Here is a 12,551-nt window from a genome sequence, read left to right on the forward strand (position 1 = left end):
TATGTGATTAAAACTCTGTGGATAAAGTGGATAAGTCCAAAGTATTTAAGAATAATCAAGAAGTTATTGTGGGTATCATTGTGGATAATAAATTTTCATTGAAAGAAAAAAGAGTACCCTTAGGGCACTCTTTAAGCTTCTGACAGCTCTTCCCACTCCGCAAAAAGTGATTCCAGCTCTTGATTGAGCGTATCATTTTCTGTCTGAATGTCTTGGACCTTTTCGTGATCTTGAAAAATTTCAGGATCACATAGAAGCTTTTCATTTTCACTGAGCTTTTCTTCAATGACAGCAATACGTTCTTCAATTTCTTCGATTCTGCGCTGCTTTTGTCTTTCTTTCTTTTTCAGCTCTTTTTCTTCCGCATAAGAAAGCTTTGCCTTTTCTGCTTGCTGTGCAGCTTGTATTTTAAGCGGTTCATTTTCTTGAAGTGCCTCCAGCTCTAGTTGTTCATTTTTCTTTTCAAGATAGTAATCATAATCACCGAGATATTCTCTTGTTTCTGTAGGCGAAAGCTCAAATACTTTCGTGGCGAGACGATTGATAAAATAACGATCATGCGAGACAAATAAGATGGTTCCTGGATAATCAATTAGTGCATTCTCTAAAATTTCCTTACTATCTAAGTCCAGATGGTTTGTAGGCTCATCGAGAATAAGAAAGTTGGCTTTTTGGAGCATCAGCTTTGCTAGTGCAAGGCGTGCTTTTTCTCCACCGCTTAATGCATGGACAGGCTTTAAAACGTCATCACCGGAAAATAGGAAGTTTCCTAAACATGTCCGAATTTCTTTTTCATTCATATGAGGATAATCATCCCAAAGCTCATTGAGCACTTTTTTCGAGGATGTCAGTTTGGCTTGCTCTTGGTCATAGTAGCCGATCGTGACATGAGATCCAAAAGTGATCTCGCCTTTTACTGGTGTTAATGTGTTTGTTAACGTTTTTAAAAGGGTTGATTTCCCGATCCCGTTAGGACCAATGAGTGCCACACTATCCTCTCGTTTAATCTGAAAAGAAAGAGAGGATAGGAGCGGTGTTTTTTCATCATAACGAATATCGAGATCATGCACCTTCAGCACATCATTGCCGCTTTGTCTCGTAATATCAAAATGAAAGTTTGCGGATTTTTCGTCTCCTAAAGGCTTATCTAAACGATCCATCCGTTCGAGCTGCTTGCGTCTGCTTTGAGCGCGCTTTGTGGTCGAGGCTCTTGCCAGGTTGCGATCCACGAAATCCTGAAGCTTTGAGATCTCTTCTTGCTGCTTTTCGTAGAGTTTCATATCACGCTCTAGCTGCTCTGCTTTCAGCTCAAGATACTTACTATAGTTTCCTGCAAACTTTTTCATCGAAGTTCTTGAGACTTCATAGACGTGGTTTACGACTTTGTCTAAGAAATAGCGGTCATGGGACACGATGAGAATGGCACCTGTATAATTTTGCAAATACTGCTCCAGCCATGATAAGGTATCAATATCTAAATGGTTGGTCGGCTCATCCAAAATTAAGAGTTCTGGTTTCATTAATAAGAGCTTTCCAAGCGCTAGACGGGTTTTCTGGCCGCCGCTTAAGGATTGGACGGTTGTCTCATCTTCAAAATGACTAAAGCCGAGTCCATGCAGAATGGAGCGGACATCTGCTTCATATTGATAGCCGCCTTGATCTTTAAATTCCTGCTGCAGCCTGTCATAGGTTTTCATCAAGGCATCCAGCTCAGAACCTGTGGAAGAAGCCATTTTCTCCTCAATGGTTCTCATTTCTTGTTCCATCTCTTTTAAATGATCAAAAACCGATAATAATTCGTCTTTTAACGTACGTGTAGACGTTACATCGGTATGCTGTGCTAAATAGCCGATCGATAGGTCTTTTGGTTTGATGATCTCACCTTGCTCGTAAGACATTTGACCGGCAATGATTTTCAAAAGCGTGGATTTGCCTGCGCCGTTACGACCTACAATGGCAATGCGATCCCTTGCTTTGACTTCCAATTTTATATTCGTTAAAACGGTATCAGCGCCAAACGATTTGGACAGCTGATTCACTTGTAGAATCATCATGTAACTTCACCTCTGCTATAATATGTTAAGTGTAGCTTATCAGCAGTAAACCGGCAAATGTTACATACAATCGCCATATTCAAATGAAAGACAGATAGGAAAAAATAGTGTATCATTTGAGTAAGGGAGCGTTGAAAGATGAGTCAATTTAGCCACTTTAACGAACAGGGAAGAGCAAAGATGGTCGACATTACTGACAAATCGTCTACAGTGAGAACCGCCGTTGCTGTTTCAAGTGTTCGTATGATAAAAGAAGTGTTTCATAAAATAGAGCAGCGTGAAATTGGAAAAGGGGATGTGCTGTCTGTTGCACAGGTTGCTGGCATCATGGCAGCAAAGCAAACATCTACCATCATTCCAATGTGTCATCCGCTTGCACTAAAAGGCGTGGATATCTCCTTTCATTGGGAGGAAGACGGAAATGCGCACATCCTGAACATACAAGTACAGGTAAAAACAAAAGGAAGTACGGGTGTGGAGATGGAAGCGCTCACTTCTGCTTCAGTATGTGCACTGACCGTTTACGACATGTGCAAAGCGATTGATAAAGGCATGATCATCGGTCCTACCTATCTAATTGAAAAGACAGGCGGGAAAAACGGTGATTTTCACAGAGCATCTGATATTTAAGTTGGAGGACCTTATATGAATATAGATCAGTCAAAAATTCCACAAGCGACAGCCAAACGTTTGCCGCTATACTACCGTTTTTTAAAAAATCTGCATGCATCAGGAAAACAAAGGGTGTCATCGGCAGAGCTTAGTGATGCAGTCAAAGTGGATTCTGCCACCATTCGCCGAGATTTTTCGTACTTTGGTGCACTTGGGAAGAAAGGGTATGGCTATAATGTCGATTATCTCTTGACCTTCTTCAGAAAGACCCTTGACCAAGATGAAATGACCAATGTCATGCTCATCGGTGTCGGGAATTTAGGGACTGCTTTTTTACACTATAATTTCATAAAAAATAATAATACAAAAATTTCAATGGCTTTTGACGTCAATGAGAGTAAAATAGGAAGTGAGATAGGCGGCGTGCCTGTCTATGATTTGGATAAGCTTGAAGAGCATGTTCAAGAGGTAGGAGATATCCCTGTTGCGATTTTGACAGTACCTGCCGTAGCAGCTCAATCCATTACAGATCGTTTGATTGCCCTTGGCATCAAAGGAATCCTTAACTTTACGCCGGCTCGATTGAATGTGCCGGAACACATTCGAATTCATCATATAGATTTGGCGGTTGAACTTCAGTCTCTTGTGTATTTCTTAAAGCATTACTCTGTTACGCAGGAGGACTGACGAAAAGGGGTAAAGGGGGTGGAGCAAATGGGTCCGATCGGTCCTGGGAGTTTGATTCTGATTGCGATTGTAGCGCTCATTATTTTTGGGCCGAAAAAGCTTCCTGAATTAGGAAGAGCAGCAGGAGATACACTACGTGAATTCAAAAATGCCACAAAAGGCTTAGCTGATGATCAGGAAGAAAAAAAGAAAAAAGAAGATCAGTAGAATAGGATGAGCTTCATGAATGTCAAAGATATGCCGCTTATGGAGCATATTGTGGAACTGCGAAAACGCTTAGTGATCATTGCGATGTTTTTTGTCGCCTTTATGGTGGCTGGTTTTTTTCTCGCGAAGCCGGTCATTGTGTATTTACAAAATACCGATGAAGCGGCAACACTCACGCTGAACGCATTTAAGCTTACAGATCCACTGTACGTGTTTATGCAGTTCGCATTTGTCATTGCTTTGGTTTTGACGTGTCCCGTTATTTTATATCAGCTGTGGGCGTTTGTGAGTCCTGGCTTATATGAAAAAGAAAGAAAGGTGACACTTGCTTACATTCCGATTGCACTGCTTTTATTTTTGAGCGGTGTGGCTTTCTCTTATTTTATTTTGTTTCCGTTTGTCGTCGACTTTATGATGCGAATGTCGAATGATTTAAATGTAGAGCAAGTCATTGGGATTCATGAGTATTTTACATTTCTGATGCAGTTAACACTTCCATTTGGCTTTTTGTTTCAGATGCCCGTCGTGTTGATGTTTCTCACAAGACTTGGTATCATCACACCGATGTTTTTATCAAAAATACGGAAGTATGCCTATTTTGTCCTCCTTGTCATTGCCGCACTTATTACACCGCCAGAGCTTGTTTCTCACCTCATGGTCACCTTGCCAATGCTCGTTTTATATGAAGTGAGCATTATCATTTCGAGAGTGACCTACCGCAAAATGCAGCAAACAGAGGAGAAAGAAAAACATTATGTTTCATAAAAAAGCATCATGATCCAATGAGGATCACGATGCTTTTTCTATTGTATAAGAAATTGATTGATCGCGTGAAAGAGGTGCTCATAATAGGCGGGCACATGCGGGACAAAATCATGAACACCCACTTCGATGCTTTCCTCACGTCGTTCTTCGTTTGCATCAACTTGAAAGCCCTCGATTCGAATTCTTTCACATGTCCCTGTTAACAGCTGCTGCGCATCAAGCAGCTTTGCTCTGTACAGACCAGCGACTTCTTCTTTCTGTAGATGAACTTCCATGTGCTCAACTTGATTCATATAAAGGTACACATGGCAGAACTCACGATCGATGAACGAAGGCATATGGATTTCATCCTGTATGACACCTGCAAAGGTGAGGTTCTCAAAAGGGATGGAAAGACCAAGTTCTTCTTCTACCTCTCTTAAGCCACCAGAAGGCTGTTCATCTGCGAGAAGATGGCCCGCTGCGGTGATATCAAACAGAGAAGGAAAATCCTTTTTTGCGGGACTTCTTAACTGAAAATAGAGATACATGGTGTTATGCTCTTTTTTAAGAAGCCAGAAATGAAATGTTTCATGCCAATGGCCTTGGGCGTGGACAACTGAACGAGCGGCAGCTCCAATTGTTTCATGCTGATCATTGAATATACGAAGTTTTTCATGTTCCATGAAGATACATCCTCCATAAAAAAACCATTTTCCAACAGTGGAAAATGGTTTTTCATTTATTTTTGCTGCTGTTTTTTGAGTTTGACAGAGAAGGCAAACATTTTAAGCGCGATATTGATATTATAGGCCGCAAACACCATCAGCAAAATACTGTAAAATGACCACATGTCACCTGGGTTTTGAATGGCCATATAGGTGAAAGCCACACCTACGGCAAAATAAATGATGCCCCATACGACTGGGTTTCTCATGAGAAAAAGCCTCCAATAATCATTTGCATGGTTTGAGATTGTTCTTCAATCATTTTTTTCACTGGCTCAATCTGCACAAGAACGACAAGTGAATTCATCAGCATGTGAGCGCCGATTGGAACAATGATTCGTTTTGTTTTCGCATATAAAAAGGCAAAGGTAAAGCCCATTGCGGTATAGAGCAAGATATGGGGAAAATCATAGTGTACAGCAGCGAAAACCACTGAACTGGCAAGTGCTCCAATGAAGAAATTCGTTTTTTCATAAATCACACCAAAGATGATTTTACGGAAAATGATTTCCTCTAAGATTGGACCAATCAGGGCGATGACAATGACAAGCCAAGGAACGGCATCCATAATGGATAAAATGGTTTGCGTATTTTCTGACTCACGGCCAATGCCGAATCCATATTGTTCAATCGCCCCCGCAATCGATTGTGCAAAGAGAGAAAGAAAGAAACCGCCAATGATCCATGCGATAGCAGAACCGATTGAAACTGGCGCTTCATTTCGCAGTGAAGCTTTTGGGACGGTTCGAAGGATGAGCAGAATAATGATCAATCCGATACAAAAACTGATGATTGTCCACGTTCCTGATAATTTTGAAAGCTCTGTTTGAGTCATCGGTGATTGAATGAATCCCAGCCATTTCATAATGAGCACATAAGGAAACGCAGAAACCTGCACCAATATATACGTTAAGATGATGTACCAATATTGTTTTTTCAAGTAACGAAAACCCCTTTACTAAAAGAACTAGATTTATTGTAACACAAGTCTCCTTTTTCGATGAAAAGGAAAGAATCTGAGATCAAAAAAGATCGTGAAAGCGTAAAAATTTTTAAAGGTTTTTACTTGAAATTGCAGAAGACATTCTTTATTATAATAAATGTGTTAGCACTCTCTGGTGATGAGTGCTAAAAAAGACTACATATAAAAATTGAGGAGGTTGTTTCTTATGTTAAAGCCATTAGGCGATCGCGTAATCATTGAACTCGTTGAATCTGAGGAAAAAACCGCTAGCGGTATTGTTTTACCGGATTCTGCAAAAGAAAAACCGCAAGAAGGTAAAATTGTTGCAGCAGGTTCAGGGCGTGTACTTGAAAGTGGTGAGCGCGTTGCGTTAGAAGTAAGCACAGGCGACCGCATTATCTTCTCAAAATATGCAGGCACTGAAGTGAAATATGAAGGCAAAGAATATTTAATCCTTCGTGAGAGCGACATTTTAGCCGTTATTGGCTAATCACATAAAAAAATTGAGATAAATTTTTAAAAAGACTGAGGAGGTTTCGTTATTATGGCAAAAGATATTAAGTTCAGTGAAGAAGCACGTCGCGCGATGTTACGCGGTGTAGATGCACTTGCAGATGCTGTAAAAGTAACTTTAGGACCTAAAGGACGTAACGTGGTTCTTGAGAAAAAATTCGGTTCTCCACTTATCACAAATGATGGTGTAACGATTGCAAAAGAAATCGAATTAGAAGATGCATTTGAAAACATGGGTGCAAAACTTGTGGCTGAAGTTGCAAGCAAAACAAACGACGTAGCTGGTGACGGTACTACGACTGCAACAGTTCTAGCTCAAGCGATGATCCGTGAAGGTCTGAAAAACGTAACAGCTGGTGCAAACCCTGTTGGCGTGCGTAAAGGGATCGAAGAAGCAGTGAAAGTAGCACTTGAAGGCTTGCACGAGATTTCTAAACCAATCGAAGGCAAAGAATCAATTGCTCAAGTTGCGGCTATTTCTGCAGCAGATGAAGAAGTCGGCAGCCTAATCGCAGAAGCTATGGAACGTGTAGGTAACGACGGAGTTATCACAATTGAAGAATCTAAAGGATTCACAACTGAGCTTGAAGTGGTTGAAGGTATGCAATTTGACCGCGGATATGCTTCACCATACATGGTGACGGATTCTGATAAGATGGAAGCGGTTCTTGAAAATCCTTACATCTTAATTACGGATAAAAAGATCACAAACATTCAAGAAATCCTTCCTGTACTTGAGCAAGTTGTACAACAAGGAAAACCATTATTGCTCATTGCTGAAGATGTAGAAGGCGAAGCACTTGCAACTCTTGTTGTGAACAAACTTCGTGGTACATTCAACGCAGTGGCAGTAAAAGCACCTGGATTCGGTGATCGTCGTAAAGCAATGCTTGAAGACATCTCTGTTCTAACTGGCGGAGAATTAATCACAGAAGACCTAGGACTTGACCTGAAATCAACTGAAATCGGTCAGCTTGGCCGCGCGTCTAAAGTTGTTGTGACAAAAGAAAACACAACAATCGTAGAGGGCTCAGGAGATTCTGCTCAAATTGCAGCACGTGTGAACCAAATCCGTGCTCAAGTAGAAGAAACAACTTCTGAATTCGATAAAGAAAAATTACAAGAACGTCTTGCAAAACTAGCTGGCGGCGTCGCTGTCATCAAAGTTGGTGCTGCTACTGAAACAGAACTAAAAGAGCGTAAACTACGCATCGAGGATGCACTGAACTCAACTCGCGCAGCAGTTGAAGAAGGTATCGTATCCGGTGGTGGTACAGCACTTGTGAATGTATACAACAAAGTCGCTTCAATCGAAGCTGATGGTGACGTTCAAACAGGTGTGAACATCGTTCTACGTTCTCTTGAAGAGCCAATTCGTCAAATCGCTCACAACGCAGGTCTTGAAGGATCTGTTATCGTTGAGCGCTTGAAAAATGAAGAAATTGGCGTAGGCTTCAACGCAGCAACAAACGAATGGGTAAACATGATCGAAAAAGGAATCGTTGACCCAACAAAAGTAACTCGCTCTGCACTTCAAAACGCAGCTTCTGTAGCAGCAATGCTTCTAACAACTGAAGCAGTCGTTGCTGACAAACCAGAAGAAGGCGGCTCAGGCGGCGGAATGCCAGATATGGGCGGCATGGGTGGAATGGGCGGAATGATGTAACACCCTCGAAAACCCCTTGAAATATAGGGGTTTTTGTTATGTCTTCATGAATTTGATCACATGCAATAAAAAGTATCAGGGCTGCTGAATTGAAACCTTTTCTGCTTTTCAATCGTTAAAATAAGAGTAAGTGATTTCATGGGTTTTTACCCGATACGGTATTTTAAAAAGAAAAGCGGTGATCATATGGGCTTCACTACATGGGTAGCGATTATTGTTGCACTGGCCGTCGTGTTTGGAGTGTTTGGATCAAAGAAGCGTGATAAATAAAAAACCCACTTCCAATTGGAGGTTGGGTTTTTTATTGCAAATACAACATTAATTGGTTATACTAATTTTAGTTGTTTGTTGTAAATGCAATAAAAGGAGTCGAGGTACATGAAAGAGATTTTGCGGGAGATCGGCGTGATTGCTCGCGCGCTTGATTCCATAAGTAATATTGAATTTAAAGAGTACGATTTAACGAAGGGGCAGTATTTGTATCTTGTGCGTATTTGTGAGGAGCCTGGTATCATTCAGGAAAAGCTGGCGGAAATGATTAAGGTGGATCGAACTACGGCGGCTCGGGCTATCAAAAAGCTAGAACTGCATGGGTTTATTGAGAAAAAAGAGGATCGTGTGAATAAAAAAATCAAAAAGCTGTTTCCAACTGAAAAAGGGGAAACGGTCTACCCAATGATCAAACGAGAACATGATTATTCGAATCAAGTGGCGCTCAGTGGGTTTTCTGAGGAAGAAGCGGAACAGATTTATGAGTATCTTCTAAGGGTGCGAAAGAATATAGAAAAAGACTGGGAAGATGTGAAAAAAGGGATAAAGAGAAGCTACTAATTAATAAGGAGGGCGACTTTATGACCGTCAATTTCATTCGGTGCAATGTACAACATGTAAAGGAGCTACAGAAAATAGGGATCAATACGTTTAAAGAAACCTTTCTGGATCAAAACAAAGTGGAACATATCGAAGCTTACGTGAAGACAGCTTTTCACCTAAACCAGCTGTTAAAGGAATTACAGCACCCTTCTTCACAGTTTTATTTTGTTCAAGTGAATGGGGAAGTAGCTGGTTATTTGAAGATCAATATGAATGATGCCCAATCAGAAGAGATGGGGAGTGACGCGTTAGAGATTGAAAGAATTTATATCAAGCAGTCCTTTCAAAAGCAAGGATTAGGCAAATATTTAATCGATCAAGCCATTGAAATTGCGAAAAATCATCATAAACGGGATGTTTGGCTTGGGGTGTGGGAGCACAACAGAGCGGCCATCGCTTTCTATCAAAAGCATGGGTTTGTTCAAACAGGGGTGCACGCCTTTCTCATGGGGGACGAAGAGCAAATGGATTTCATTATGACCAAAACTTTGAGCTGATCAAAAAGGAGGAAGGGTACATGCATATCCCATCATTTTTTCGAGTGAAAGATATGGAGAAAATCAAATCATTTATTCAATCTCATTCATTTGCAACAGTTGTGACGACATCGAATGGAAAGCCCATTGCGACACATATTCCGGTGAGTTTTCATCAAGTTGACGATTCGTATGTGATCTCAGGGCATATGGCGATTGGGAATCCTCAGTGGAAAACGTTTGAAGAGAGCGAGAAGACGCTCGTCATCTTTCAAGGGCCGCATGCCTACATATCCTCTTCATGGTATGAAAAAGAAGCAGTACCAACATGGAATTACCAGGCTGTTCATGTTTATGGAAAGGCGGAACTGCTTGAAAAATCGGAACTGGTTAAGGAATTAACCACAATGCTGGAGACATACGAAACTCACAGAGAACAGCCGGTGTTATGGGATACGTTGTCTGAGGAACTGTTAGAGAAGCAAATGAAAGGCATTGTAGGCTTTAAGATCATCATTGATGAAGTTCAGGCTGCTTTCAAATTAAGCCAAAATCGCCACGAAAGGGATTATGACCGCATCATTGAAAAGCTGGAGGCAGAGGGTGAAGTGGAAATGGCTGAGGCGATGAAAAGAGAGTTCCGTGTAAGAGGCTTCTCGAAAGATCAGTTATTCTTATGAAGCGCTAAAAATGAATGAGAACGTTACATAAACACTTTCTTCTAGGAAAGTGTTTTTTGTGATGATAAATAAAAAAGCCCTCATCATTCAAGGGCTTTAATGAAACAAATTATTTTACTTTAACTGTGAAGGTTACATCTTTACTATTCATGTAATCGTCAGTTGTGACATTTCCAAATTTCAGCTTTAATTCTTTGATATTTTTAATGTTGATCTCTTTGCCCTCAGGAGCTAAGAATTGAATAACACCATCTTGTTTAACGCCACCTTCAACTTCGCCACCAATATCACCATCAGTCATAAACATATTGGCATCTAATTGCATGCTTCCAGCTACAACTTTACCTTGATCTGGATAGAAGTTTAGAACTTTATCTGTTGTATTTTCGATATTCATCCCAACATTGATTCTATCCTTCATAATTTTAATCTCGCCAAGGTTTACTTTCATTCCTTGAGCAGTTGTTTTGTGTTTGCTCGCATTTATTTTCTTTGAACCATCGTCTTTTTTGTTTTTTGATTGTGTTTTTGTGCTTGTAGACTCTTTTTCTTTAGATGCACCTGTAGACACATCTTCTGTTGAGCCGCAAGCAGCCAGTGTAAATGTTAGCCCTAAAGCTAAAAATAAAGCATAGAATTTCTTCAAAATGAAAATCCCCTTTTGTTTAATTTATATAAGCGTCCTGTGCTTATATATTGATCATGACTATTATAATAGGATAAAAGTACTTGTAAATCAACAAAAAATGATAAAAATAGAAAATAATTGTTTTGGATTGTTTTTTATAAACCAGTTAGCTTAAAATTACATAAAATCCACTTCTTGTGACTTAAAACGAACTTGAATTTCCTTATAATAGAATTATTATAAGGGATTGGGAGTGATTGAGATGGAAGGTTCGTCAATCAAGACGGTTAATAGAGAGGATCAACATGAATTCTTGTTTCTGAATATATCTTCAAATACAGTTGGGGCTCTTTCGAAGGAATCTGCTGAGAGGATTCTAAGTGAGAGGGATACCGATGAAATACACCAATTGATGTATGTTCCTATTGAAATTCATGAAGATCTCAAATGGCTGATTCATTCTTTGCATAAAGCCATCATGGATGAAAAAGATGTACGTGTCGTTCTTGAATTGGCTGATCTACTCTATTTCTTTGTTGTCCCTGCTTACAAAGAAGAATTGATGAGCCAAGAAGATTTGTCACACATGGTGAATGATATATTATTTATGTTGGATCTTTGGACAGATGAAAACATAATAGAGTTAGTTGATGCCATTCAATATGAATTACAAAGAGTAGAGAGAAAAGGCTTGTAGAGCAATCTCTACAAGCTTTATTCTCTATTTTTATGCAGTTGTGTTATTGACGACAGGCTCTTTTCTAAACACGCCCATGCAGCCTGCAATGATGATTAATACAGCTGGAAGGATGAAGAACATAGAAATAGAAATAATGCCGCCTACAGCAGATACTAATAATAAAATTCCACCAAGCTTTGCTTTTTTCTTTACAATGACAGATGAGACAATGGCAAGAATAGAGAAAAGCATTGCTGCCCAGCCTAATCCTGTAATTTCACTCGTGCCTGAATCGCTAAATGCTGCATCGATTCCTCCGAAAGCAAGAGCGAACATTGCGCCGAAAAATCCAAAAATACCTCCAATTAAACCTAAAACAAATTCAGTTGTTCTTTTCATGATACTTTCCTCCGATATGTAAATAAGAATTATTGGTACTTAAGAACCAACACAATCTTACTAATCGGCATTCTTTTCATAAAGTTAATAGTTTTGTTAAAAAAAACAAGAAAATCCATAAAGGATTTTCTTGTCCAATTATTGGGCTCTCTCCCAAGTGATTCTTGTTTCATTGGTTGTTTTCTTTCCCTTTGCCAGCACCTTGCCGTTTTCTTGTTTTACGGTGATGTTTAGGTCATAAAAGGAATAGAGGGCGCCGAGGCTGTCATTTTCCGGTTTATGAAGATTGTTTTCTTTTTCAGTTGATGCTCCAATGGCCAGCGTTTTTGCAAAGTTTAAACCGATGACTTCAGCGTAATCACTATTGGTATCAGAGGAAGCCGTTACGTTTAAAGAAATGACTTTTTTCTTTTGATCAACGGTGATGTCAGTGTCTTTGATGAGTTTAGACTGTTCCATCACTTCTTTCGTTTCCTTTTGAATGCGTTCATTAATCGTTGGAAGTGCCTTAGATTCTGGTTTTTGTTCTTTTGTCGTATTTGAGCAAGCTGCTAGAATGGAGAGACTTGCAACTAGACTCATGAAAACAAGTAGACTTTTTTTCACGTTCGTTCTCCTTTTTTCTTCGAATGATGTATGTT

General features: G+C 39.9%; 18 protein-coding genes. 11 read left to right on the top strand and 7 right to left on the bottom strand.

The genetic code is table 11. From position 1 onward, the window contains the following. Positions 1–131: 131 nt before the first annotated feature. On the bottom strand, positions 132–2,054 hold the full coding sequence (locus MHB41_RS02920) for an ABC-F family ATP-binding cassette domain-containing protein (RefSeq protein ID WP_034283021.1): 1,923 nt from the start codon (positions 2,052–2,054) through the stop codon (positions 132–134). A gap of 138 nt (positions 2,055–2,192) precedes the next feature. Here MHB41_RS02920 and moaC point away from each other — a divergent pair, with 138 nt between their 5' ends. The 4 genes from moaC to tatC are packed head-to-tail and all read left to right on the top strand — an operon-like array spanning position 2,193 to position 4,325. Further along, entirely contained in the window at positions 2,193–2,684 is a 492-nt protein-coding gene (gene moaC, locus MHB41_RS02925) for a cyclic pyranopterin monophosphate synthase MoaC (protein WP_327827379.1), read from the top strand. Positions 2,685–2,699: 15 nt separating this feature from the next. Further along, positions 2,700–3,353, top strand: a complete 654-nt coding sequence (locus MHB41_RS02930) for a redox-sensing transcriptional repressor Rex (protein WP_008355687.1) — start codon at positions 2,700–2,702, stop codon at positions 3,351–3,353. Positions 3,354–3,380: 27 nt separating this feature from the next. Then, positions 3,381–3,560 (top strand): twin-arginine translocase TatA/TatE family subunit, encoded by a 180-nt coding sequence (locus MHB41_RS02935; protein ID WP_008355689.1) that lies wholly within the window; start codon positions 3,381–3,383, stop codon positions 3,558–3,560. A gap of 6 nt (positions 3,561–3,566) precedes the next feature. Further along, positions 3,567–4,325, top strand: a complete 759-nt coding sequence (gene tatC, locus MHB41_RS02940; protein ID WP_098676753.1) for a twin-arginine translocase subunit TatC — start codon at positions 3,567–3,569, stop codon at positions 4,323–4,325. A 38-nt stretch (positions 4,326–4,363) separates the two neighbouring features. On the opposite strand, the gene MHB41_RS02945 is transcribed toward tatC, so the two are convergent. Genes MHB41_RS02945 through MHB41_RS02955 form a run of 3 tightly spaced genes read right to left on the bottom strand, consistent with a single transcriptional unit; the run spans position 4,364 to position 5,972 of the window. Next, on the bottom strand, positions 4,364–4,990 hold the full coding sequence (locus MHB41_RS02945; RefSeq protein ID WP_024426732.1) for an NUDIX domain-containing protein: 627 nt from the start codon (positions 4,988–4,990) through the stop codon (positions 4,364–4,366). Positions 4,991–5,046: 56 nt separating this feature from the next. After that, positions 5,047–5,241 (bottom strand): YdiK family protein, encoded by a 195-nt coding sequence (locus MHB41_RS02950; RefSeq protein ID WP_003213897.1) that lies wholly within the window; start codon positions 5,239–5,241, stop codon positions 5,047–5,049. Continuing rightward, complete coding sequence (locus tag MHB41_RS02955) at positions 5,238–5,972, bottom strand: CPBP family intramembrane glutamic endopeptidase (protein WP_034283019.1); 735 nt, start codon at positions 5,970–5,972, stop codon at positions 5,238–5,240. Before MHB41_RS02955 ends, MHB41_RS02950 begins: the two co-directional genes overlap by 4 nt. A 229-nt stretch (positions 5,973–6,201) precedes the next feature. On the opposite strand from MHB41_RS02955, the gene groES reads away from it, so the two are divergent. The 6 genes from groES (at position 6,202) to MHB41_RS02985 (ending at position 10,204) form a co-directional block, all read left to right on the top strand. Further along, complete coding sequence (gene groES / locus MHB41_RS02960) at positions 6,202–6,486, top strand: co-chaperone GroES (protein ID WP_024426730.1); 285 nt, start codon at positions 6,202–6,204, stop codon at positions 6,484–6,486. 54 nt (positions 6,487–6,540) lie between these two features. Continuing rightward, a complete protein-coding gene (gene groL / locus MHB41_RS02965; protein WP_024424467.1) occupies positions 6,541–8,175 on the top strand; it encodes a chaperonin GroEL in 1,635 nt (544 codons plus the stop codon). A 138-nt stretch (positions 8,176–8,313) separates the two neighbouring features. Continuing rightward, entirely contained in the window at positions 8,314–8,445 is a 132-nt protein-coding gene (locus MHB41_RS02970) for a hypothetical protein (RefSeq protein WP_255290936.1), read from the top strand. 108 nt (positions 8,446–8,553) lie between these two features. Then, entirely contained in the window at positions 8,554–9,006 is a 453-nt protein-coding gene (locus tag MHB41_RS02975; protein ID WP_041116013.1) for a MarR family transcriptional regulator, read from the top strand. Positions 9,007–9,026: 20 nt separating this feature from the next. Further along, positions 9,027–9,545: a GNAT family N-acetyltransferase gene (locus tag MHB41_RS02980; protein ID WP_111927678.1), complete on the top strand. Its 519-nt coding sequence runs from the start codon at positions 9,027–9,029 to the stop codon at positions 9,543–9,545. A gap of 20 nt (positions 9,546–9,565) precedes the next feature. Further along, positions 9,566–10,204, top strand: a complete 639-nt coding sequence (locus tag MHB41_RS02985; protein ID WP_111927677.1) for an FMN-binding negative transcriptional regulator — start codon at positions 9,566–9,568, stop codon at positions 10,202–10,204. Positions 10,205–10,313: 109 nt separating this feature from the next. Here MHB41_RS02985 and MHB41_RS02990 read toward each other — a convergent pair whose 3' ends face one another. After that, positions 10,314–10,850 (bottom strand): hypothetical protein, encoded by a 537-nt coding sequence (locus MHB41_RS02990; RefSeq protein WP_024426726.1) that lies wholly within the window; start codon positions 10,848–10,850, stop codon positions 10,314–10,316. A gap of 244 nt (positions 10,851–11,094) precedes the next feature. On the opposite strand from MHB41_RS02990, the gene MHB41_RS02995 reads away from it, so the two are divergent. Beyond that, complete coding sequence (locus MHB41_RS02995) at positions 11,095–11,529, top strand: hypothetical protein (protein ID WP_024426725.1); 435 nt, start codon at positions 11,095–11,097, stop codon at positions 11,527–11,529. A 30-nt stretch (positions 11,530–11,559) separates the two neighbouring features. Here the strand turns inward: MHB41_RS02995 and MHB41_RS03000 are convergent, their stop codons facing one another. Both MHB41_RS03000 and MHB41_RS03005 read right to left on the bottom strand, forming a co-directional pair. After that, complete coding sequence (locus tag MHB41_RS03000) at positions 11,560–11,910, bottom strand: DUF4064 domain-containing protein (RefSeq protein WP_025092751.1); 351 nt, start codon at positions 11,908–11,910, stop codon at positions 11,560–11,562. 138 nt (positions 11,911–12,048) lie between these two features. Beyond that, positions 12,049–12,516, bottom strand: coding sequence for a hypothetical protein (locus tag MHB41_RS03005; RefSeq protein ID WP_098676705.1), 468 nt, complete (start codon positions 12,514–12,516; stop codon positions 12,049–12,051). Positions 12,517–12,551 lie beyond the last annotated feature (35 nt).

This window comes from Bacillus sp. FSL H7-0578, assembly GCF_038630855.1.
Classification (GTDB): domain Bacteria; phylum Bacillota; class Bacilli; order Bacillales; family Bacillaceae; genus Bacillus; species Bacillus safensis.